Below are 22,433 nucleotides of genomic sequence, written 5' to 3'. Positions count from 1 at the left end.
ATTATTCTGCCTCGTAAAATTTATCTGCGAAAAGTGCTTGAACTTCAGACAAAGCTTTTTCTTCATCTGATCCGTCAATCACAAGACGCAAGGTGGTTCCTTTACCAGCTCCGAGCATAAGTAAAGAAAGGATATTCTTGGCATCGACTAATTTGTCGCCCTTACCAATCTGAATAGAACATTTAAATTTAGTAGTGACTTCTATTAGTTTTCCGGATGCACGCGCATGTAATCCTAATTTATTAATTACGTCAACAGTTGTGTCAATCATGACCAGTGCTTCATTTCTCTATGTAATACTTGAATAGTCCATTTCGACTCAAGAGCCTTCTTCAATCTATCCACAATATAAACTGAACGATGTTGCCCGCCTGTACAGCCAATCGATACCGTAACATAGTGACGATGACCTTCAGAAAAAGTTGGCAACCACTTATTTAAAAACTGATAGATGTCTTGATACATCTCATTTGCTTGGTCATTGCTTTCTAAAAATTGACGTACAGGTTCATCTAAACCTGAATATTTACGCAACTCTAAATCCCAATGCGGATTCGGCAAATGTCGCACATCAAAAACAAAATCTGCGTCTAAAGGAATACCGTGTTTATAACCAAAAGACTGCAAAATTAAAATCAGTTTATCCGACTGACCCAATTTGGACAATAAGGTATCTTTTAAATCATGCACACTTTTATCGGTTGTATCAATGTGTACCGTTGCTCTGAGCTGAATAGGCAACAATAAATTTTTTTCTTCTTGAATACATTCATTCAAACTTTGAAAGCGATTTGACAATGGGTGCGGACGTCTTGAGGCGCTGAATCTGGAAATAAGCTCCTGATCACGCGTCGTCAAATAAATAACATCTACAGTACCATGCTTTTGCAAATGCTGAAAAACTTGATCAAAGCCATGCAAATCTTCTTTGGCACTTCGTACATCAATACCCAGTGCTAATAATTCTAGATTATTTTCTTTGTCTAGTTTTTCGACTATTTCAGGGAGCAATGCCAACGGCAAATTATCAATACAGTAATAACCTAAATCTTCAAGCACCTGCAAAGCAGATGACTTTCCCGAACCAGATTGTCCTGTCACGATAAGTATACGCTTCATGGCATAGCGATCCTAAAAAGCAAAGTTTTAAGCAGGACGTTTAACCTGCAAATTATCAATCAGGCGAGTTTTGCCTAATTTTGCTGCAACAAACAATACAACATCTTGGTCGAATTGATCAACCTTTTGTAGCATTGGATTACGTACTTCAACATAATCTACAATAAGACCTGCATCTGTCAAACTTGCACGAATTTGGCCTAGTGTATCTGACAATACTTGACCAGAATGTAAATTTTGTTCAGCCGTTTTCAATGCTTTAAAGATAACAGGTGCAGTTTGACGATCTTGCTCAGTTAAATAACCATTACGAGAACTTAAAGCCAATCCATCTTCAGCACGTGCAATCGGCACACCAATTACTTCAATCGGTATACTCAAATCTCGAACCATCTGTTTAATTACAGCCAATTGTTGATAATCTTTTTGCCCAAAGAAAGCAAAGTTCGGCTGTACAATATTAAACAGTTTCGTGACGACAAGTGCCACACCATCGAAATGCCCTGGACGTTGTAAACCACATAAATCATTGGTAATTTCACTCACGCTAATATTGGTCAAACGTGGATATTTACCATACATTTGCTCGACTGATGGTGCGAAAACGATATCGCAGCCAACTTCCGCAAGCAGATTACTGTCTTGTTCTAAAGTACGTGGATAATTATCAAAATCTTCATTCGGTCCAAACTGAGTTGGATTCACAAAAATACTGACCACCACCACATCACAAAGCTGACGCGCTTCACGTACCAGATTTAAATGTCCTTGATGAAGATTCCCCATCGTCGGAATAAATCCAATTGTTTTACGTGTCGCTCGAGCAGGATTCAACGATGCTGTTAATCCTTGAATGGTCGTTTCTGTTTTCATGTTTACAGCTCGATTTGAAATGTATGTTCTTTCGCAGGAAAGGTTTTTTCTTGTACAGCAGCATGGTATGCCTTGAATGCATCAAGAATTGCTGTTTCACCTGATTGTTCTTTCATAAAATTACGCACAAAACGCGCCACTTTACCAAAAGTCAGCCCAAGCATGTCTTGAACAACAAGAACTTGACCGTCTGTATCAAGGCCTGCACCAATACCAATCACTGGTATTTGTGGAAATAACTCAGCAATTTCTTTACCCATTTGTGCAGGTACACATTCAAGCAATAATACTGCTGCACCAGCTTCGACTACAGCTTTACAGTCTGCAATCAGTTGATTAGCCGCTTCACGTGTTTTCGCTTGCAGTTTATAACCACCAAAAACATGTACCGATTGTGGTGTTAAACCTAGGTGTACACAGACTGGAATACCGTTACGTGTTAATACTTGAACGGTTTCTGCGAGCCAAGCGCCACCCTCAACTTTAACAATCTGAGCGCCAGCTTGCATCACTGTTTTAGAATTAACCAACGCATCATTTAGCGTTGCATAACTCATAAATGGTAAATCACAAAAGATGAGTGAATGTTGATTCGCACGGCGCACCGCAGCAGTATGATATGCCATATCAGCTACAGTTACAGGAAGTGTCGAATCATGACCTTGAATGGTCATCCCCAAAGAATCGCCAATTAAAATTGTATCAACTTCAGCAACTTCCATCGCTCTTGCCATACTTGCATCATAGCAAGTTAAGCATGAGAATTTCCGCCCCTGAGCTTTAAATTGTCTTAAATCACTTAAACTGATCATGACGATATTCCTCTATCTTTGAGAGTTCTGTGGCACATTCAACTGATCAATCTGCCCAAGTTTGATCGGCTAAGACAGTCAATGTCGAATGTTGCACAAGTTCTTGGCTTTGTAGTGATTGTCCGTTTATTTTTAACTCAGAGTCTAAGTCCAATAAAGGAATCACCACAAAATCACGCTCTAAAATACCAATATGCGGTACGGTGAGTCGCTCATTTATAATGTTTTTTTCTGCATAAAGCAAAAGATCTAAATCTAAAGTTCGCTCACCCCAACGACGTGAACGCACACGACCCGATTCATTCTCAATGCTTTGCAATGCATCCAATAAAGCCAAAGGTGCTAAATCAGTGATTAACTGTGCAACAGCATTGTGATAATTCGGTTGATCTTGTGGTCCCATAGGAGGGCTTTGGTACAACTTCGAAACTGAAACAACGCCAAGTTCTCTGAGCTTTTCCACAGCTTCCCGTAAAATTTGCTCAGAGTCACCCAAATTACTACCTAAACCAATAAAGGTTTTATGCATCATTGCGTCGGTCCAAAAACCACCTTGCTTAGATCACGCTGTACACGTCTACGCTTGGTGATTGGATGATCCGCATTGATTTCACCAGTTTTAACTGGAGATTTATAATCATTTCGGCTTCTTGAATCATTTGAAGAAGCACGAGAGGTCGGCTTATTATTACGTGAACGACGACTACGTGTTTCTTGTTCTTTTACCAACGGTTCAATCTGTGTTGTGACAGCCTTAGGATCTTCGACTACAACAGCATCCGAACCTTTACGACGACTCTTCGCTCGTTGACGGTTATACGCGCTAATAGCACGTTCTTTTTCGTCCACAGACATATCTTGATAAGCTTCCCACCAAGCCCCCATACCATGGGTTGAAGGGTCGTTCGACTTCTCTCTTAACAATAAAAAGTCAAAGCCTGCACGGAAGCGCGCATGACTTGAAAGTGCTTCAATTTGTTGCGGTTTTGGATTAAGCAAACGACTTTGCATTTCCCAAACTTCACGAATAAAAGTTTCGGCAAATCGAGGGATAATGGTTCGCGTTGCTTGTCGTTTAAGTACATCTAAGCCTGCTTGAGCACGAGCTTCCGTGGCAACCACACCTTTTTCATGATAATAATCACAACGCGCCAGAAAATTATTCCACAACAATACAGCATAGAAAAATGCAGGATTGATAGTTTTACCCATTTGAATACGTTGATCGGTATTTCTAGCGACACGCTCCATAAATGGCGTGATTTCAGGCGTAATATCTGTAAATAACTGTTTCCAAATACCAAACTCAATCAGCATTGGCATCACACGTTGCAAATGCCCCATAGTGAATAATTTTTGTGATTCATCATAAAGACGATGTGGTGACACATCACTCAATAAATCAGTCATTTCATGAGTGAAAATTTTAATAATTTTAGGATCAATACTAAAATTCAATTTTGCAGCAAAGCGTAACGTACGTAACATACGCACAGGATCTTCTTCAAATCTTAAAGTTGGATCGCCAAGCAGACGTAATGTTTTGCTTTTTATATCGTCAATCGCATTACAAAAATCGAGGATCTCATCTTTACGTGGCTGATAATACATTGAATTAATTGAAAAATCACGGCGAGAAAAATCTTGCTCTATGGTTCCCCAATTATTATCACGTAAAATCATCCCTTGAGCAGAAGTAATTGCCTTTTTCGGTGGTGCACGAAAAGTCGCCACTTCAATCAATTCACGTCCCGAATAAACATGAGCCAGTTCAAAACGACGCCCAATGATTCGACAACGACGCCCAAATACTTCTTTAATTTGGGATGGCGTAGCATTGGTCACTGCATCGTAATCTTTCGGATTCAAACCGAGCATTAAATCACGCACACCGCCACCGACTATATATGCTTCATAGCCTGCTTTGGTGAGTGAATCAATAACATCTAAAATGGAAGGAGGTAATTGGGCGGTGGATAATCCACACTTTGACGCACGCAAAGTTTGCAAAAGACACTGTCTCCTACGTCAAGACGTAAAAATCATAATTACGCTAATGATATCGCTTACACAGCTAAAGGGCAATTTTATTCTCTAAATCTTAGTCTAATTTTCAAATTACAATACACATAATCCATCTAAAATACCGTGATTACAAGCTTAGTACAGCACGATTTTTCTCTATAAATTTTGCACCAATGCCTTTAACATTACCTAAATCCTCAATAGTTTTAAACTGACCATTTTGATTACGGTAATCAATTATCGCCTGTGCTTTTTTAGGTCCTGCACCGTTCAACTGTTGTAATTGCTCCAAACCTGCTGAATTAATACTAATTTTAGTACCTGAGGCAACCGTAGAATGAGTATTTGCCTTTGCCGATGGACTACTTACAGTTGGTCGTGACAAATAATACTGATCATTAGACTTATTCAATTTGGCATCTTGTGCCTGTTGATCAGCTTTCCATTTTAAATATGCATTATCAAATTGTTGAGCTTGCACCGTAAAAGGCATACTCAACAATAATAAAGATAAAAAGATATTACTTAGCCTGATTAATAAATAAAAAATCGATTTAAAGAAATTCATGAATGACCTATTTTTTTAATTTTTGCTTTGCTTGATCCCAAAGTTGATCCATTTCTTGTAAAGTTACATCTTCTAAACTTTTATTTTTTAAATTAATTTGATCTTCAATATAAGCAAAGCGTGTTTTAAATTTATGAATGGTACCTAACAGTGCCATCTCACTAGAGATGCCTAGTTTACGCCCAACATTGATTAATGAAAATAAACAATCACCAAATTCTTCAACTATTTCATCCGTTTTTTCCGATTGCATTGCCTCTTCAAACTCAGATAATTCTTCTTTCACCTTGTCGTAAGCTTGCATGACATCTGGAAAATCAAAGCCCACCTTTGCCACATTTTTTTGAATATCTTCAGCTTGCGTTAATGCAGGACCATGTTTAACTTCACTTAAACGTGATGGTGCTTTGCCCTGTTTTACTTGTTGCTGCTTTTCTTGTGTTTTGATGTCTTGCCACAAAACAGAGACTTGATCCGTTGTTAAATTTTCAAATTGCGCTTTTTGAAAAACATGTGGATGTCGTCGGATTAATTTTTGACAAATCGCCTCAACCACATCATCAAAATTAAAAGCATCTTGCTCACTATACATTTGCGACTGAAAAACCACCTGTAGCAATAAATCCCCCAACTCATTTTTGATGTCATTCACATCACCTGTGCGTATCGCTTCTTCTACTTCATAAGCTTCTTCTATAGCATAACGAGTCAGAGTTTCAGGTGTTTGCTCACGATCCCAAGGACATTCTGCACGTAATTGCTTCATGATTGCCAATAACTGTTCCATTTTTATGTCCTTAAAGATCAATAACAAAAGCGCTTTCAACGCTTGTCGAGATACATATTTTATGTTCAACTCAATGTATTCATTTTCAAAATAAAAAAGGAATAGTAAATGAGCCGAACTATCTTAATTAGTGGCGCTGCACAAGGGATCGGCGCTGCAATTGCTCGTCTATTCTACCAACAAGGTTATAAAGTTGGTATTTATGATATCAATGAAACGCTCGCTCAAACCTTGGCAGACCAATTGGGAAGCAATGCCAGAGCAGGAAAACTGGATGTCAGTGATTATTCACAATGGCAGGTGGCGCTTGAAGACTTTACCCTTTGGGCTGGTGGTTTAAACATTCTGGTGAATAATGCAGGAATTTTATATTCAGGTGATTTTGAAAAAACTGACATTAATGCACATCATCGAACTATAAATATCAATGTGAATGGTGTTTTGAATGGCTGCCACGCCGCACTTCCTTACCTAAAAAAAGCTCAATTTGCACGTGTGATCAATCTTTCATCGGCATCTGCTATTTACGGGCAAGCAGATCTTGTTTCATATTCTGCCAGTAAGTTTGCAGTTCGTGGAATGACGGAAGGTTTAGATATCGAATGGAAAAAATATGGTATTCGTGTTTTGGATGTCATGCCATTATTCGTTCAAACTGCAATGGTTAAAGACATGGATGCAGGGGCGATAAAAAATATTGGCATTGACTTAAGTCCAAAGGATGTAGCACAACAAATACTAAATTTAGTGAATGCTAAAGGGACGATTCTGACCAATACCCATACACCAGTCGGCATAAAAACCAAAATCATGTTCAAACTATCAAGTATTAGCCCACAATTTATAAATCGTTTTACTAATCTAATACTTACAAAGAAATCTTAGTAATTTGATAACATTACAATCAAGCAGTGACAGATACCACCTTAAACAAAATTCAATAAAGTGTGACAAAACACACACAATCGATTAATATGCATATGCCTCATGGAGGTAATTTATAATTTAAAACTTTTTAAGTGACTATAAAATATGAAAAAAATCATTATATTAGCAACCATTGCTACACTTTCCACTTCAACTTTTGCTGCTACAGCATCTGCTTCTCAAAAGTTAAGTACATCTGAACTTAAAGGCATGGATTGTGCAACACTTTCTGTTGAAAAATCCAATGCTAAACAATCTTTAGAAGCTGCTGATAAAAACCTTGCTAACATCAGTGCAAAAGCTCAAGACCCTTCTGCAAAAGTCAGCAAATGGGCTGGTATTGCTGGTGGCGCGCTAGGTGCATTTGGCAAAAGTGATTCTAAAGCAGGACAACTTGCAAACTCAATTGCTGGTCAACAAGATACTTCTGATGCAAGTAATCCTGATATTCAACAAAAGCTTAAAGCAGATTCACAAGCAAATTTTGATAACATTGTTGTTTACCAAAAATCTAAAAAATGCAAAATCTAATCTAAAAATGCAATTGCATTGTAGAGTAATAAAAAACCTGCTTAAAGCAGGTTTTTTATTACAGATTTTTAAATAAAATTTATGAGTTACCTTGAACCAATCTTCGTGCGCTAATAATGCCAGGTTGCTGCTCTAATCTTGCCAATAAACGAGACAATTGCGCCAAACCTTTCACTTCAATCAGCAATTTCATATTGGCAATACCATCTGCCTCAGAAATCGTATTGACTTGACGGATATTAATTTGATCTGAAAAAATCACTTGAGTTAAATCTTTCAACAAACCACGGCGATCATAAGCCTCAACCACGATTTGTACACTTTGACCACGTGTAGGCTGCATTTCCCAGTCTGCTTCTACAGCACGATCAGGTTCAAGTTTAATCATTCTGAGATAATCACCACAAGCCACTTGATGGATGCTGACACCACGATTAAGCGTGATATATCCTGCAATAGCTTCGCCATGTACAGGCTGACAACATTGTGCAACGTGCAACTCGACGTTATCCAAACCATCAATTAAAATACCATGTGCAGATAATGTATGGCTCGCACGTGGATTCAATGTCGGCTTAAGTACAAGTTCAGGTTCGTCTTGATCCAAGTGCATATGGCGATTTACTTGATTAATCAAGGCATGAAGACTGATATCTCCACTCACCAATGAAACGAGGATATCCTCACCAGATTTAACATTAAAATGATTGCAATAATCACTCAAGTCAATGCTCTTTGGATGGATAGCTAAACGTGATAACTCTTTGTTGAGTAACTCACGCCCAACCTCAATATTTTTACTCCGATCTTGCTGTCTAAACCAATGGCGAAGTTTGTCTCGTGCACGTGACGTTTTGATATAACCCAGTGAATTTACCAACCAATCACGGTTTGGCTCACGATCTTTCTTGGTTAAAATCTCAACCTGTTCACCCGTTTTCAAGGTATAGGTTAAAGGCACATAGCGTTGGTTCACCCGTGCCGCATAGCACTTATTGCCCACTTCGGTATGCACATGATAAGCAAAATCGAGGACGGTTGAGCCCCGTGGTAATTCTTTGATATCCCCATCACGGCTAAACACATAAATTTTTTCAAAACCTTCAAAATCTTGAATTTGTTCAAAATCTTCAGGTTCATCTTCATTTGCATGCGCACTTCTTTCTGTACGTTCCTGATAATGTTCAAGAACTGCACGTAAAGAATGTAACCTATGGTTAAATGAATAATCTGTGGTTTTAGAGCCTTCTTTATAATTGAAGTGTGAACACACCCCTAACTCAGCTTCATTGTGCATTTCTTTGGTACGAATCTGAATTTCCAAAGATTTATTTTCAGCAATGACAGCTGTATGTAAAGAACGATAGCCATTGGCTTTCGGATTGGTAATATAATCATCAAATTGATGCGGAATATGACGCCAAATTTGGTGCACAATCCCTAAAGCGTGATAACACTCAGGCACTGTTTTAACTAAAACACGTAAAGCACGAATATCATAAAGCTGATCGAAACTGAGATTCTTGCTCTTCATTTTGCGATAAATCGAATAAATATGTTTTACCCGACCTGTGATTTCAGCCTCAATCTCATGTTCAGCCAACACATCTTTAAGTTTATCCACTACAAACTGAATGTATTGCTCACGCTCTAAACGTTTTTCATTCAGCAATGAGGCAATTTCTTTATAACGCTCAGGTGCTAAATAACGGAAAGCCAGATCTTCGAGCTCCCATTTTAATTGTGCAATCCCTAAACGGTGAGCCAATGGCGAGTAAATCGTGAGAATTTCTCGCGCGACACGCTCTTGACGCTCTTTTGGAGAATCCGCTAATTCACGTAATGCAAAAGTACGCTCAGCCAATTTAATCAATACCACACGAACATCTTCAGTCACTGAAATCAGCATTTTATAGATGCCAGTCAAATGTTCACGCTGATCATTATTAAAGTGATCTTCTAAGCGTTTATTTTTTTCAATCAAGTCAGAAAGTTTACCCATCGCCAAAGTGCCTTTGACGAGATTGTAAATATTCTCTCCGATTTTTTGCTGAATTTCTTCAAGTGTGGTCAAACCTTCACGCACACTACGGTAAAGCACGGCTGCTGCCAGCGTATCTTCATCGACACGTAAATGCGCCAGAATATCCGCCATACCAATCCCTGTCACGAAGGTATTGGTACGATAATTGACGGTTGTAGCCAACTCTTTTTGTAATACTAATTGAGCGACTTCTTCTAACTGTTCAAGTTTAGCACCGTCTAAAATTCCACGCACACGATCTAACCAAGTGGCCAAAGCGTGCTGCGCTTCATCGGCATGTTCTACAGTCGCTTCCTCTGATAACTCATTAAGCTGATCAGGAAGTTGTTCACGTACTGTGACCATACCCTTCTCCTATAACTCTATACGTCATTATAAATCGTTTATCTCTAATTTCTTTTCAAAAAAGGCTATAGATTCAACATGCCCCGTATGGGTAAACATATCCATCACACCTACCTTCTTGAGCGTATAACCGTGTTGTACCAATATTCCCGCATCTCTTGCCAAAGTCGCAGGATTACATGAAACATACACAATTTTGTTTGCACCAAACTTTGGCACATATTGCATAACTTGCTCTGCACCTGCTCGAGGAGGGTCAATCAATAATGCATCAAATCCTTGATTTGCCCAAGAATAATGTGAAAAGTCTTTTGTTAAATCTTGTGAATAGAATTTAACATTGGTTAAGCTATTGTTCAGTGCATTTTCTGTACCACGCTTAACCATTTCCGCACTACCCTCAACCGCAACAACCTTTCCAGTCGCTCCAACTTGCCGAGCAAGAGGAAGTGAAAAATTCCCCAATCCGCAGAATAGATCTAGAACTTTTTCACCTTGTTTTAAATCCAGCAAATCACATGCCAATTTAATCATTTGATGGTTTACCGTTGGATTCACTTGGGTAAAATCTGTTGGATTAAACGCAAATTCAACATCAAAATCATCCAAACGATAATGTAAATGCATCGCTGCCTGAGCATCATCCACCCGGTGTAAGCTTTCTACACCAGATGGCTGCAAATATAATTGCCACTGTTTCTGTAACGCATATTGTTGCAATAGGTTGACATCATGCGCTTTTAATTTTTCAGTATGACGAACCAATAAAGCGATTTCACAATCACCTTTGGCTAATTCTATATGACCAATGCTACTTTTGCCTTTTAGACTTTCGAGTAATAGCTTGATTTCGGGTAAAGCTTGATTGAGTTCTTTGGCTAAAATTGGACACGTCTGAATTTCAGTTAAATGATTGCTCTGCGCTTCACGAAAACCAATTAACAATTTATTTTGTTTAGGTAAATAACGCACACCAATACGGGCTTTATGACGATAATCACTTTGTAATGAGCGAATAGGTTCAAGCCACTGTTCAGGTTCTAAGCCTGCAAAATGACTCAAATGTGATTTTAAAACCTCTTGTTTTAAACGAATCTGCTCATCTGGATGAATATGCTGCATATTACAACCACCACAAATACCAAAATGTGGGCAAAAAGGTGTTACACGTTGCGGATTTGGAGCACTGATTAACGTAATACTATCGGCTTCTTCTAACTTAGAAAGTTGACGAGTAATCTGGGCTTTAACCATTTCACCTGGCAAAGCATAACGAATAAAAACTTTCTTGCCGTGTTTTTCTGTTGGATGCTGCTCATCCGTTCCATAGTGTGCAATCCCTCGCCCTTCATGTGAAAGTCTCTCAACTTTAAAAATATATTGTGGCAGTTGAGATGATCGAGGTTTAGCGCTATGTTTCAAAGGAATACCTAATTGGGGATTGAGAGAAAATCTGCTGAAGTAAATTCTGTGTTCTGCGACGTTTCACGCCATACTTGCAAGAACTCTTGTTGCTGCGTTTGACCTTGTAAATAATGAATCGTAGCTTGAACCCATAAGTGATGATCTTGCGAAGACATTTGTCCTTTTAACAAAGACCATCGTAGATAGATCAACCATGTATTCAAAACATCGCCTTCACAATAACTGGTCAATTTAAGCCATTGCTGCTGTTGAACATACTCAGGAATAAAATAACCTGAAACACCACGTTTACCGGGATAGCCGAGTAAATGTGCAACATCATCTAACTTTTGAAAATGACGACCATTAAACACCGCCATCACGTCCATTAAGTCGACATGACGATTGTGGTAACGGTTCTGATAGTTATTATACCTTTTTTGTGTGTCAATCTCACCCTGATCAAACAGACTTGGTGCAGAAAGTCCGTGATACATCGCGCGAAATAAAATCACAGGAATATCAAATTGTGAACCATTCCAACTGACTAGCGTCGGATTTCGCTTATCAAAAATTGATAAAAACTTTTGTAAAATTTCAGCTTCTGAATACTTCTCTCGACTAAATGAAAAGAGTTTTATCGTACCATTTTCATCTAACCACAACCCAGAAATGCAGACAATTTCATGCAATGACAAACGCTGAAAATCGCTGCCTGATTCTTGACGACGTAATTTAGCAAGTGCCTGCTTTAAATCATCCTGAGGTAAATCCAAACCATATAAATGCGCCCCAGACTTAAGATCAGTCAGGGTTTCAATATCAAAAACTAAAACAGGTAAGCGCATAAAGTCAGGTTACTCAATGAGTTAAAGGTTCTTAATTTATCAGTTCAAATCAATAATAAATCAGAAACAACTATCAAAAATTAGATTACTCGTCATCAATAACAGAGAATAATCCAGTAGATAAATAACGATCACCACGGTCACAAACAATGCACACAATGATGGCATCTGGATTTTCTTCTGCAATTTTAATCGATGCCCATACAGCACCGCCAGAAGAAGTTCCTGCACTTATACCTTCTTGACGTGCTAAACGGCGAGTCGTTTTTTCTGCTTCAATTTGTGGAATATCCATAATGCGGTCGACACGCTTTGCATCAAAAATAGTTGGAAGATATTCTTGTGGCCAACGACGAATCCCTGCAATATTTGAACCTTCAGAGGGTTGTAAACCAATAATTTGAATCTCAGGATTTTGTTCTTTTAAATATTTTGAAATGCCCATAATCGTGCCTGTAGTTCCCATAGAACTCACGAAGTGGGTAATTTTACCGCCTGTTTGTTGCCAAATTTCTGGACCTGTTGTGAGGTAATGCGCTTCAACATTGTCAGGATTACCAAACTGATTCAGCACTAAGCCTTGAGCTTCTTTTTCCATTTGAAGCGCCATATCACGAGCTTCTTCCATATTGGCGGCTTCAATCAATTCAGCGCCATAAGCACGCATCGCATCTTTACGTTCTTGGCTAGATGCAGCAGGCATAATCAAACGCATGTGATAACCACGCATCGCCGCAACCATTGCCAATGCAATACCCGTATTACCACTGGTGGCTTCAATTAAAGTATCACCCGGTTTTATTTGACCACGCTGTTCTGCTTTCATGATCATATTGTATGCAGGGCGATCTTTGACTGAACCTGCTGGATTGTTACCTTCTAATTTTGCCAATACAGTTGCTTGAGTATGACTTGCCAAACGCTGTAGACGCACCAAAGGAGTTTTTCCTACATAGTGATCTAACAAAAATTCGTCGGCTAAAAAATCTGGTTGTGCATTACTCATGGGTCGCACCTATATTGAGGTGGACGTATTGTATGAAAAAAAGCGTCTGACTGCACAACTTTCAAATTGGTTTTTATAAGCATGATCAAACTAAATACAACATAGACATTTGATAGATAAATTAAATTTTAAAATTAAATTAAGCAAAATGAATTAGATAAACTTAAAACACAATTCCTTAGCACTAGAAGAGATAATCTTATCTTTAAATAAGCATAACCATTTCCAAATTTAAAAGATTTTTAATCATAATGTCATGCACTATGAATAAAGCATGTTAATATCGCCGACATGGGGAATGAGCTGCTGGAACCATGTCGAATTTCAATAAAAAACTCTTTAAACGATTAAAACTCAATCACGCTTATGGACAGCTTATAGCGTTGATTTTTGTGCCAATTATGATTATGGCATGCGTCGGTACTGCATTGGTTCTCTCTGAAACATCTGCTTCGGCAAAGTCTAAACAGCGTTTTGCTGCAATCGCAATTTTAAGCCGTTATCAATATACAGCAGAACAACTCACACAAATTATTGGACAAACACCTGAACAACAAGCCAAAGCTGAAAGTATTCTGCAAAAAATGTTCAATGAAAAACATTTAGTCAGTGCTGCTGTTTTAGATGAAAATAAGGTCAATCATTTAAGTATTGGTTATCAAAGTAAACGTGATTGGCCAGACTTTCCCAAAAACAGTCTATTTTTCGGCCCAATACCCAGTCAAAATAATTATATTTACGGTTTAAAACTCAATCCGACCAACACGGCTAAGAATATGTGGTTGGTGATTGAATTAGATAATCAACCTTTAGAAATCGCTCACTATCGTGTCATGATCGTGCTGATTTCTACAGCATTAACGACCTTACTACTCCTTTTATTGTGTTTGAATTTTTATTCACGACGTTGGATTGCACCCATGTACGAAATTCGTATGCAATTACAGCGTTTGAATGCAGATACTCTTGATCAGCATATGATCATTAACAGTACAGGTGAGTTACGACTCTTACAGCGAGATATTGCGAACGTCGTCAAACGCTTACACTTTAGTTTTTTAGAATTAAAAGAGCATACTGAACAAACTGAAGATGATTTACGCCGTACTTTAGATACTTTAGAAGTTCAAAACATTACCTATAAACAAGCTCGTGACCAAGCCATTTCGTCGAATCAGGTAAAGTCTGTTTTTCTTGCCAATATCAGTCATGAATTAAGAACGCCCTTGAATAGTATTGATGGTTTTATTCACCTAATGTTACGCCAAGATAATTTGAGCAACGACCAAAGTTTATATTTACAAACCATTCGTAAATCTTCAGCACATTTATTGGCATTGATTAATGATGTATTGGATTTTTCAAAAATTGATGCTGGAAAATTAGAACTCGAAACAGCACCTTTCGATTTGGAAGAAGCAATTTTCGATGTAATGGATATGTTGTCACCCTTGGCAGCGCAAAAACATATCGAAATGGCGTTCTACTTTGCAGACAATGTACCAAAGTATGTCATTGGTGATGCACTTCGTGTGAAGCAGATTTTAACCAATTTAATTTCTAATGCGATTAAGTTCACCCCAGATGGTGAAATCATTGTTCGTGCTCGCATGGAACATGATGACATTGGACAATGCTTACTACATTTTAGCGTCCAAGACAGCGGTATTGGTTTAAGCGGAACAGATCGTAAAAAGCTATTTGAATCGTTCTCTCAAGGCGATGCTTCCGTCACTCGTCAATTTGGTGGTACAGGATTAGGACTCGCCATTTCCAAGCAACTTGTGCATTTAATGCAAGGTCAAATTGGCTTTGAAGATAACCAAGAACGTGCACCAACAGAAAAAGGCTCAACCTTTTGGTTTACTGCTAAATTTATTGTAAATGAAGATGAGGAAACCATTCACCCATCATTCAGCAATATGAAAGTGGTGTCTTATTTAGCACACCCTGCTACTGCGAATGTTCTACGTCATTATTTAGAAAATTACCAAGTTCAACATAACGAAGCGCAATCTATTCTAGATTTATTTAGTCGTTTGAATAATTTAGATGATAATACTGAGAATACCTGGCTGATTGTAGACCACAGCGGTGATACCGAAGCGTTATTAAAAGAAATCCGTGGGCGTTATCAAGGTCATTTGGCTGTTTATGGCTATCAAATGTCACTTGATCAAAATATGTTAAATGAATACAAAGCACGACCACTCTACCAACCATTAAGTCGTAGTTCTGTGATCCAACTGTTGAGCAATCAACCTGTATTTGAGCAAGAACAACACAAGAATTTTAAAGGTCGTGACTTACATATTTTAGCGGTTGATGATCACTTGCCGAACCTCATCGTCTTAGAAGCATTATTAGGCGAATTAAATGTTAAAACGACCAAAGCCCAAAGCGGTCAAGAAGCATTAAATATTATCCAACAAGCTATAGAGCAAGGTCATAAACCTTATGATTTGGTCTTTATGGATATTCAAATGCCTGTCATGTCTGGTATTGATACCACTCGTGCCATTCGTTCATTAGAATCAACTTTAGATGGTATGCGACTGCCAATTATTGCATTGACGGCACATGCTTTAGCGGATGAAAAGCAAAAGTTGCTTAAAGTTGGTATGGATGACTATGTCACTAAACCTATTCAAATTGAACAAATTATCCAAATTTTAACCAATTGGACCTCGGACAAATTTACACAACAACAGCAAGTAGAAAAAACAGTACTGATTGATGCCTTTGATTCAGACATTTTAGATTGGAAACAAAGCTTGCAATTGGCTGCAAATAAAGAAGATTTAGCTCAGGATTTACTCAAAATGTTAGTCGATAGTTTCCCGACTGAATTAGAGGAAATACGGCTGCTCATTGAGCTTGAAGATTTCCCACAACTTGAGCATGTATTACATCGTTTATATGGTGCTACACGTTATGTTGGCACGGCTAAACTACAACGTGCGACTGGAGATTTTGAGCAATTTCTCTCCACCCTGCGTAAAGAACGACGTAAAGCAGATGAGCAATTTATTCAAGAAGTGTTAAATCGATTGGATCATTTACAATTGGTTATGCATGAAGTTGAAGCGGCAGCAAAACAGATTTTAACAACTTTATAAAATAGACTGCATCAGCATTTTTTTTTGATTTTAAGCATTCATTTTAAAATAAATATTTTGATCCGTTTTTGATTTTTAAATATTCATTTTCCAATCGTGGTGATTTGCTTTAGAGACAACTTTCTGTGACTGTACTGTCATGCATCAAACAGACTGACATGCTATGCTGATTCATAGGAAAAATAAGAGTCTACATCATGGCATTACTACGTATTGAAAAAAACAACGGTATCGCAACGGTTTTCTTAAATCGTCCAGATAAACGCAATGCAATGAGTTTTGCACTACTCAAGGAATTGGTTAATACTGCAAAAAAAATTAAATCTGATCGCAGTATTCGTGCTGTTATTTTAACAGGTGAAGCTAATGTGTTTAGTGCAGGCATAGATCTAGCGGATCTAAATAGCCCTAAAAATACGGCTTTTGCAGCTTGGGAACTGATTAAACCAGGACAAAGCCTATTCCAAAAAGCATTTTTAATTTGGCAAGAACTTCCTGTTCCAGTCATTGCTGCAATTGAAGGGTTTTGCTTTGGCGCAGGTATGCAACTTGCCTTAGCTGCTGATATTCGTATCGCGCACCCTGAAACTCAAATGTCAATTATGGAAAGCCGTTGGGGTTTAGTACCCGATATGGGTTTAACCCGTTCAATTAAAGGTGTCATTGGTTTGGACTTAGCCAAAGAACTTACCTTAACTGCGCGTATTTTTGATGGTCTCTATGCCAAAGAAATCGGCTTAGTGACCCATCTTGATAAATCTCCATTAGCTAAAGCACAAGCCATTGCAGAAGAAATGCTGCAACGCTCACCCGATGCCCTCATGGCAGCTAAACGTGTACTCGATGCAATGGAACATGAACCAAAAAAATCTTTACGTTTAGAGAAAATTTGGCAGCTTAAACTTCTAATCGGTAAAAACAGCCAAATTGCCCGTAAAAAAGATAAAAACCCTGAAATTCAATTTTTACCTCGCCAATATAAATAAGTGCGCTGTAATAACAATTTTGTGAATAGCTATACTTTGATTCAATGTTTTGAGATAGCACAACATATCTACATTTTGAAATATAGAAATTGAGTTTAATTAAATGATTTTTGATCGAAATAACAAAATTGCATTTTTAGGAATGGGTTTAATGGGCGCTCGTATGGCTGCCCGTTTAATTCAAGCAGGTCTTCACATTGCCGTTTGGAATAGAACCGCAAGTGCTTGTGCTCCACTCATTGATATGGGCGCACATGCTTTAAATATGGATGATATTGCGGAATATCCGCTTATTTTAACCTGTCTTGCAGATGATCATGCAGTGGAAGCTGTTTACAATCAAATCTCAAATAAATTACAAGCAAAACAAATCATTGTCGATTTTTCTAGTCTGTCTGTGAATAAAACCAAACAACTTGCAAATCAAGCCAAGGCACAACAAGTCACATGGATTGATTCGCCAGTTTCTGGCGGAACTGCAGGTGCTGAACATGGTACTTTGGTTATTTTTGCAGGTGGCAATGCAGAAACCATTCAAGATTTAGCAATCGTTTACAACATACTCTCGCAACGTGTAACACGTATGGGAGATACAGGTACAGGACAAGCCACTAAAATTTGCAATCAACTCATTGTTGCTGCGAATAGCACCCTGATTGCCGAAGCTGTTGCTTTGGCAGACCAAGCAGGTGTGGATACTCACTTACTTGCACCTGCGCTTGCAGGCGGATTCGCAGATTCAAAACCCTTTCAAATCCTGTCACCCCGTATGGCAACACATACTTTTGAGCCTGTACAATGGAAAGTCCAAACACTGTCTAAAGATTTAAATAATGCTGTTCAACTTGCGCAACAATTCGGTTTAGAAATTCCTGTTGCACAACGTGCATTAACCCAATTAACCAATCACCAAGCAAATGGGTTTGCCGAGGCAGATTTAGCCACTGTCATTATTCAAATTGAACGGTGTTCTAAAAAGTATGCTGCGAATAAATAGAAGTGCCAAAGCACAATTCGGTTATATTTAAATGTGTGAAAATCGGAATAGAACTTCATTGTCCTTGGTGCAAAGGTACATGTATAAAGAAGAATGGCATCAAACACATTGGTAACTAAAACTACCGTTGTAAAGCATGTAATAGGCTTTTGTTGGTGAACATAATTTGACATTTTATATGTTCCACCCACAGTGGCATCGATATGATGAACTTTGGCAGAAAAATCATGTGGCGGTATTCATTTAACCAAAGCATCAGGATTTAAAAAAAGTACGATATACACGCTCGGGAGGTGCACTAAATACACGATGTAATTTGACTGTATTACTCATTTTTCAAATCCTTGAATTTTATTTTTCTCACCAAAATGATATTTGTATCTTTTTTATTTCATATGGCTTTGTCTTAAACCCAAACTTTGCAAAAAAGTGAGCAGAATCATCTAACTTTTCTAGCGCACTTACCCAACCTCCCGTTAAACTGAGAGCATAACCATTTTCATTTTTCTAATGACCAACTGAAATTATTGAATTTAAATAAATATTTCCATCGTGATATCTGTATTATTACCAAAAAGTTCACAGATACACGATGTAAAAGTTAATACGTTTTATGAATGATTATTCTTCTTCGATATCTTCATCATCAAAGATATAAGTCGTGCACCCCCAACCATCATATTCGCCTTCATATTGCTCAGCAATTTTTCCAAACCACTCTTCAAGATCAACAATATCTTCATAATCAGGTAATAAGTGTACATATACAGTAATTACCCATTCATTCGGCTCAGTTTCCTCATCCAAATAAAGTGAAACTTTTTGCTCTTGCTGTAGCAAAGATAAGGCGCATTTCTCTGCCAATTGTTGCGTCTTAAAATACATTGAAAATTCAATTTCATGCACTTCATTCAAGTCATCGCCATCTTCTTGCATTTGCCAAAGCAGATTACCGTTATCGTTATCTGGGAACTGTTCATAATTACGAGACATGCTTGAATCCTCTATATATTGAAAAAGGCTATAAAATGATTATTTTCAGCCTAACAAATCTTTATGACAATTTAGAATATTCATGATTCCTCAATAAATTGCCACTTTTATTTGAGCAGATTTTGTAATAAAAATTCATTAAAGAATAAATAAAGCTAAATCATTTTAAATTTTTTGATCCTTCTATTGTCTATAATTTCAAAAATAAAAGTTGAGTTACTAGCCAATCGTCAACACTTTCATTATCAATTCAAAACTTTAAAAATGATTTACATATTAGCTTAATTCAATAATATCGATTGTTGGCGGAACACGGAAACGGAATGGCACACCAACCATGCCCGTTCCAACACTGACAAATACATTTGCATTTTCATGTAAATACATGCCTTTTTTATGCCCAAGAATGGATACTTTTTTCATGATATAACTGGTTAACCACGGCAATTCGACTTGTCCACCATGTGTATGGCCAGACAACATCAAGGGCCGTGTCGGCAATTCAGGCACCATATCTACAGTATCGGGATTGTGCGATAAAATCAGCCACGGCTTATCTTGTGGTAATTCAGGCATATAACGCATGTCTGCCTTACCTGCCCATAAATCACCAACTCCAATTAAGCGAAATTCATCAAATTCAACAATTTTCCCTTCAATATCCATCACATTATTCACAGCTAAGGCATTTGCTAACAAAGCTTGAATCGGTGGACCTGGGTACTGTTCATCATGGTTACCATTCACAGAATATATGGGTGCTTGAATCTCTTTCAGAATAGCCAATTCTTCGGCTAACTTATTTTCAGGTTCATATGTCCAATCACCTGCAACCACCACAAAATCGGGTTGTTCCAAATTGACTTTTTTGACAATGGACTTCAATTGACGCTCGTGCCCTGAAAATAAACCAATATGTAAATCGGCAAGGAGTGCAACTTTTATGGGTTTTTGAAAAGGTTTATTTTGATCAAATTGATAATGTAGATGCTGAACATGTACGGTATGTGGTTCAATAAATCGTGCATAAATCAGTAAGCTACTGAGTAAAAAAATAAATATTGATTGGTGGAGCGAAAAAATATCCATCCAACCGGCATAAATGCTAAAAAACAACAACGGAATTAATAAATAAGATAAGTAAAATGCCAGTAAATGTACGAAAGATTTAAAAGGATGAATTGTTTCTGTTCTAGACTGACTAATCCAAGCTTGTGAAATACCCCAAAGTCCGATCAGAATAAAACTCAAATAAAACATTGTTGTAACGTTAAATGTCGTGAACATATTCAATCTCTCAGATGTTAAACATCTGTCAGCTCTCTGTTTATCTTTTTAGACTTGGCAATTATACTCTAGCTCATAGAAAACGCAGAACACATTATGGAACGAAAATTCCCGCAAAATACGCAAATACAACAGCAGTACAATACAAGGAATAGCCGTTCCAAAATTTTACTTGCGCTAAGTTGCAGTATTTTGTTGAGCCTTTCTGCCTGTACGACATTGCCCAAGCAGCAAAATATTCAACCTGAATATGCGTATGATATCGATACGCAACAAACAGATTTAGCTAAAATCATCACGCCACTCAAACAACAAAACCCAGAACTGACAGGCTATCACGTTCTTTATGACCCTTTAGAAGCAATAGCAGCACGTATTAACTTAATTGAAAGAGCTGAAAAGACTTTAGATTTGCAATATTACATTTGGGACAATGACAAGATTGGATCATTGGCACTCTATAAAATAATTGAAGCGGCGGATCGTGGGGTCAAAGTTCGCCTTTTAATTGATGATAATAATGCAGGAAAAATGGAAGGTGTCTATTTGGCACTCGACCAACACCCTAATATCGAAGTAAAACTTTTTAATCCATATCGTTTTAGACGTTTACGCCCTATTGATATGGTGCTTGATTTAAAACGTATTAATCGTCGTATGCATAACAAAACCTTTACTGCCGACAATCAAATTTCCCTGATTGGTGGTCGTAACATGAGTAATCAATATTATAACGTCAGTGACAGTTACCAATTTTCCGATGTCGATGTCATGCTCGTTGGACAAGCCGTGGATGATATTACCCATTCTTTTGATGAGTATTGGAATCACAGCTACGCCTACCCTGTGCGAAATATTATCAATCATAATACTTACACACTACGCTACGATGGATTAAAAGAACAATTAACCAAGCATTATCAAGAAATTACGGTTCAAAATTATCTAGATTTAAGCAATAGAACACACGATTTTGACCAATGGCTCGATCACAATATTCAACTCGATTGGGTCAAAGCAGAAGTGGTTAAAGATGCACCAGATAAAATTCGTGCCAGAGCCAAGAAAGAACAGCATTTAAATTTCCAAATGGTCAAACGTTTAGAAAATCCTGAACATAGTGTTGACCTAATTTCGGCTTATTTTGTACCGCAAAAACAAGGCGAAGCTAAACTTATTGAATTGGCGAAGGATGGTGTACAAGTACGCGTACTCACCAATTCATTTAAAGCCAATGATGTCGCATTAGTACATGCTTTTTATGCCAAGTATCGTATTGATTTGCTTAAAAATGGCGTTGAATTATATGAGTTTTTACCTGCGATTTCAGAAGAGAATTTATATCCAAACTCTAAAGAAATCTCCAAGCAAACCAAAGTGAGTCTAAAAGGTTTAAGTCGTTCAAGCTTACATGCCAAATTAATGGCACTTGATAATAAACAAGTTTTTATTGGTTCTTTTAATTTTGACCCACGTTCTGCAAATTTAAATACTGAAATTGGTGTGATTATTAACAGTCCACCACTGGCAAATGCTGTGCATAAAACAATGGATGTTAATCTGAAAAAATATGCGTATAAGCTCGTGTTAGATTCACAACAAAAAATTAATTGGCTGAAAGAAACACCGCAAGGTATTGTCACTCTGCGTAAAGAACCCAAAATGAAATGGTGGCAAAAAGCGGGAGTTAAAATAATTTCATGGCTACCAATTGAAGGATTTATGTGATTCGGTCACTCTAAACTTTGTATTGATCAATCAA

The 22,433-nt window shown here is 37.7% G+C and carries 20 protein-coding genes and 1 pseudogene; 6 read left to right on the top strand and 15 right to left on the bottom strand.

All coding sequences use genetic code 11. From position 1 onward, the window contains the following. Position 1: 1 nt before the first annotated feature. The 8 genes from ACG94X_RS12800 to mazG all read right to left on the bottom strand — a co-directional run bounded on the left by ACG94X_RS12800 (position 2) and on the right by mazG (position 6,184). Positions 2-271, bottom strand: a complete 270-nt coding sequence (locus ACG94X_RS12800; RefSeq protein WP_419384105.1) for an HPr family phosphocarrier protein — start codon at positions 269-271, stop codon at positions 2-4. Next, a complete protein-coding gene (rapZ, locus tag ACG94X_RS12795) occupies positions 268-1,119 on the bottom strand; it encodes an RNase adapter RapZ (protein ID WP_419384104.1) in 852 nt (283 codons plus the stop codon). Before rapZ ends, ACG94X_RS12800 begins: the two co-directional genes overlap by 4 nt. A 27-nt stretch (positions 1,120-1,146) precedes the next feature. Beyond that, a complete protein-coding gene (gene panC, locus ACG94X_RS12790; protein WP_419384103.1) occupies positions 1,147-1,992 on the bottom strand; it encodes a pantoate--beta-alanine ligase in 846 nt (281 codons plus the stop codon). Positions 1,993-1,994: 2 nt separating this feature from the next. Then, positions 1,995-2,804 carry a 3-methyl-2-oxobutanoate hydroxymethyltransferase gene (panB, locus tag ACG94X_RS12785; RefSeq protein ID WP_419384102.1) on the bottom strand — a complete coding sequence of 270 codons (810 nt, stop codon included), beginning with the start codon at positions 2,802-2,804 and terminating at the stop codon, positions 1,995-1,997. Between the two features lie 46 nt (positions 2,805-2,850). Then, the gene (gene folK, locus ACG94X_RS12780) at positions 2,851-3,336 is read right to left on the bottom strand and encodes a 2-amino-4-hydroxy-6-hydroxymethyldihydropteridine diphosphokinase (protein ID WP_419384101.1); all 486 of its coding nucleotides are present in this window, start codon (positions 3,334-3,336) and stop codon (positions 2,851-2,853) included. After that, complete coding sequence (gene pcnB / locus ACG94X_RS12775) at positions 3,333-4,814, bottom strand: polynucleotide adenylyltransferase PcnB (RefSeq protein WP_419384100.1); 1,482 nt, start codon at positions 4,812-4,814, stop codon at positions 3,333-3,335. Before pcnB ends, folK begins: the two co-directional genes overlap by 4 nt. 142 nt (positions 4,815-4,956) lie before the next feature. Continuing rightward, positions 4,957-5,322, bottom strand: a complete 366-nt coding sequence (locus ACG94X_RS12770; RefSeq protein ID WP_419384099.1) for a ComEA family DNA-binding protein — start codon at positions 5,320-5,322, stop codon at positions 4,957-4,959. A gap of 82 nt (positions 5,323-5,404) precedes the next feature. After that, complete coding sequence (mazG, locus tag ACG94X_RS12765) at positions 5,405-6,184, bottom strand: nucleoside triphosphate pyrophosphohydrolase (RefSeq protein ID WP_419384098.1); 780 nt, start codon at positions 6,182-6,184, stop codon at positions 5,405-5,407. A 108-nt stretch (positions 6,185-6,292) separates the two neighbouring features. On the opposite strand from mazG, the gene ACG94X_RS12760 reads away from it, so the two are divergent. Both ACG94X_RS12760 and ACG94X_RS12755 read left to right on the top strand, forming a co-directional pair. Beyond that, a complete protein-coding gene (locus ACG94X_RS12760; protein WP_419384097.1) occupies positions 6,293-7,069 on the top strand; it encodes an SDR family oxidoreductase in 777 nt (258 codons plus the stop codon). Positions 7,070-7,216: 147 nt separating this feature from the next. Further along, complete coding sequence (locus ACG94X_RS12755; protein ID WP_419384096.1) at positions 7,217-7,642, top strand: hypothetical protein; 426 nt, start codon at positions 7,217-7,219, stop codon at positions 7,640-7,642. Positions 7,643-7,721: 79 nt separating this feature from the next. Here ACG94X_RS12755 and ACG94X_RS12750 read toward each other — a convergent pair whose 3' ends face one another. The 4 genes from ACG94X_RS12750 to cysM all read right to left on the bottom strand — a co-directional run bounded on the left by ACG94X_RS12750 (position 7,722) and on the right by cysM (position 13,289). Further along, complete coding sequence (locus ACG94X_RS12750; RefSeq protein ID WP_419384095.1) at positions 7,722-10,031, bottom strand: RelA/SpoT family protein; 2,310 nt, start codon at positions 10,029-10,031, stop codon at positions 7,722-7,724. A gap of 27 nt (positions 10,032-10,058) precedes the next feature. Beyond that, entirely contained in the window at positions 10,059-11,453 is a 1,395-nt protein-coding gene (gene rlmD / locus ACG94X_RS12745) for a 23S rRNA (uracil(1939)-C(5))-methyltransferase RlmD (protein ID WP_419384094.1), read from the bottom strand. Positions 11,454-11,461: 8 nt separating this feature from the next. Then, entirely contained in the window at positions 11,462-12,283 is an 822-nt protein-coding gene (locus ACG94X_RS12740) for a 3'-5' exonuclease (protein ID WP_419384093.1), read from the bottom strand. 85 nt (positions 12,284-12,368) lie between these two features. Beyond that, positions 12,369-13,289 (bottom strand): cysteine synthase CysM, encoded by a 921-nt coding sequence (gene cysM / locus ACG94X_RS12735; protein ID WP_419384092.1) that lies wholly within the window; start codon positions 13,287-13,289, stop codon positions 12,369-12,371. 314 nt (positions 13,290-13,603) lie between these two features. On the opposite strand from cysM, the gene ACG94X_RS12730 reads away from it, so the two are divergent. The 3 genes from ACG94X_RS12730 to ACG94X_RS12720 all read left to right on the top strand — a co-directional run bounded on the left by ACG94X_RS12730 (position 13,604) and on the right by ACG94X_RS12720 (position 18,391). Beyond that, complete coding sequence (locus tag ACG94X_RS12730; protein ID WP_419384091.1) at positions 13,604-16,408, top strand: GacS-like sensor histidine kinase; 2,805 nt, start codon at positions 13,604-13,606, stop codon at positions 16,406-16,408. 197 nt (positions 16,409-16,605) lie between these two features. Next, on the top strand, positions 16,606-17,394 hold the full coding sequence (locus tag ACG94X_RS12725; protein WP_419384090.1) for a crotonase/enoyl-CoA hydratase family protein: 789 nt from the start codon (positions 16,606-16,608) through the stop codon (positions 17,392-17,394). 103 nt (positions 17,395-17,497) lie between these two features. Then, complete coding sequence (locus ACG94X_RS12720; RefSeq protein ID WP_419384089.1) at positions 17,498-18,391, top strand: NAD(P)-dependent oxidoreductase; 894 nt, start codon at positions 17,498-17,500, stop codon at positions 18,389-18,391. 167 nt (positions 18,392-18,558) lie between these two features. Here the strand turns inward: ACG94X_RS12720 and ACG94X_RS12715 are convergent. The 3 genes and pseudogenes from ACG94X_RS12715 to ACG94X_RS12705 all read right to left on the bottom strand — a co-directional run. Next, positions 18,559-18,724 (bottom strand): annotated as a pseudogene (locus ACG94X_RS12715) (SRPBCC domain-containing protein); the annotation flags it as partial. Between the two features lie 288 nt (positions 18,725-19,012). Beyond that, positions 19,013-19,384: a ribonuclease E inhibitor RraB gene (locus ACG94X_RS12710; protein ID WP_419384088.1), complete on the bottom strand. Its 372-nt coding sequence runs from the start codon at positions 19,382-19,384 to the stop codon at positions 19,013-19,015. A 276-nt stretch (positions 19,385-19,660) separates the two neighbouring features. After that, a complete protein-coding gene (locus ACG94X_RS12705) occupies positions 19,661-20,671 on the bottom strand; it encodes a metallophosphoesterase (RefSeq protein ID WP_419384087.1) in 1,011 nt (336 codons plus the stop codon). 96 nt (positions 20,672-20,767) lie between these two features. Between ACG94X_RS12705 and ACG94X_RS12700 the strand changes: the two genes are divergently transcribed. After that, positions 20,768-22,399 carry a phospholipase D family protein gene (locus tag ACG94X_RS12700; protein ID WP_419384086.1) on the top strand — a complete coding sequence of 544 codons (1,632 nt, stop codon included), beginning with the start codon at positions 20,768-20,770 and terminating at the stop codon, positions 22,397-22,399. Positions 22,400-22,433 lie beyond the last annotated feature (34 nt).

The organism is Acinetobacter psychrotolerans, from assembly GCF_048552595.1.
Taxonomy (GTDB): domain Bacteria; phylum Pseudomonadota; class Gammaproteobacteria; order Pseudomonadales; family Moraxellaceae; genus Acinetobacter.
The sequence above is the reverse complement of the archived record's forward strand: the minus strand, read 5'-3'. Positions and strand labels throughout refer to the sequence as shown.

Excerpts from the sequence above, each read along its gene's own strand:
- ACG94X_RS12800 (WP_419384105.1), bottom strand. The coding sequence starts at position 271 with ATGATTGACACAACTGTTGACGTAATTAATAAATTAGGATTACATGCG.
- rapZ (WP_419384104.1), bottom strand. The coding sequence starts at position 1,119 with ATGAAGCGTATACTTATCGTGACAGGACAATCTGGTTCGGGAAAGTCA.
- panC (WP_419384103.1), bottom strand. The coding sequence starts at position 1,992 with ATGAAAACAGAAACGACCATTCAAGGATTAACAGCATCGTTGAATCCT.
- panB (WP_419384102.1), bottom strand. The coding sequence starts at position 2,804 with ATGATCAGTTTAAGTGATTTAAGACAATTTAAAGCTCAGGGGCGGAAA.
- folK (WP_419384101.1), bottom strand. The coding sequence starts at position 3,336 with ATGATGCATAAAACCTTTATTGGTTTAGGTAGTAATTTGGGTGACTCT.
- ACG94X_RS12770 (WP_419384099.1), bottom strand. The coding sequence starts at position 5,322 with ATGCCTTTTACGGTGCAAGCTCAACAATTTGATAATGCATATTTAAAA.
- mazG (WP_419384098.1), bottom strand. The coding sequence starts at position 6,184 with ATGGAACAGTTATTGGCAATCATGAAGCAATTACGTGCAGAATGTCCT.
- ACG94X_RS12760 (WP_419384097.1), top strand. The coding sequence starts at position 6,293 with ATGAGCCGAACTATCTTAATTAGTGGCGCTGCACAAGGGATCGGCGCT.
- ACG94X_RS12755 (WP_419384096.1), top strand. The coding sequence starts at position 7,217 with ATGAAAAAAATCATTATATTAGCAACCATTGCTACACTTTCCACTTCA.
- ACG94X_RS12750 (WP_419384095.1), bottom strand. The coding sequence starts at position 10,031 with ATGGTCACAGTACGTGAACAACTTCCTGATCAGCTTAATGAGTTATCA.
- ACG94X_RS12740 (WP_419384093.1), bottom strand. The coding sequence starts at position 12,283 with ATGCGCTTACCTGTTTTAGTTTTTGATATTGAAACCCTGACTGATCTT.
- cysM (WP_419384092.1), bottom strand. The coding sequence starts at position 13,289 with ATGAGTAATGCACAACCAGATTTTTTAGCCGACGAATTTTTGTTAGAT.
- ACG94X_RS12730 (WP_419384091.1), top strand. The coding sequence starts at position 13,604 with ATGTCGAATTTCAATAAAAAACTCTTTAAACGATTAAAACTCAATCAC.
- ACG94X_RS12725 (WP_419384090.1), top strand. The coding sequence starts at position 16,606 with ATGGCATTACTACGTATTGAAAAAAACAACGGTATCGCAACGGTTTTC.
- ACG94X_RS12720 (WP_419384089.1), top strand. The coding sequence starts at position 17,498 with ATGATTTTTGATCGAAATAACAAAATTGCATTTTTAGGAATGGGTTTA.
- ACG94X_RS12710 (WP_419384088.1), bottom strand. The coding sequence starts at position 19,384 with ATGTCTCGTAATTATGAACAGTTCCCAGATAACGATAACGGTAATCTG.
- ACG94X_RS12705 (WP_419384087.1), bottom strand. The coding sequence starts at position 20,671 with ATGTTCACGACATTTAACGTTACAACAATGTTTTATTTGAGTTTTATT.
- ACG94X_RS12700 (WP_419384086.1), top strand. The coding sequence starts at position 20,768 with ATGGAACGAAAATTCCCGCAAAATACGCAAATACAACAGCAGTACAAT.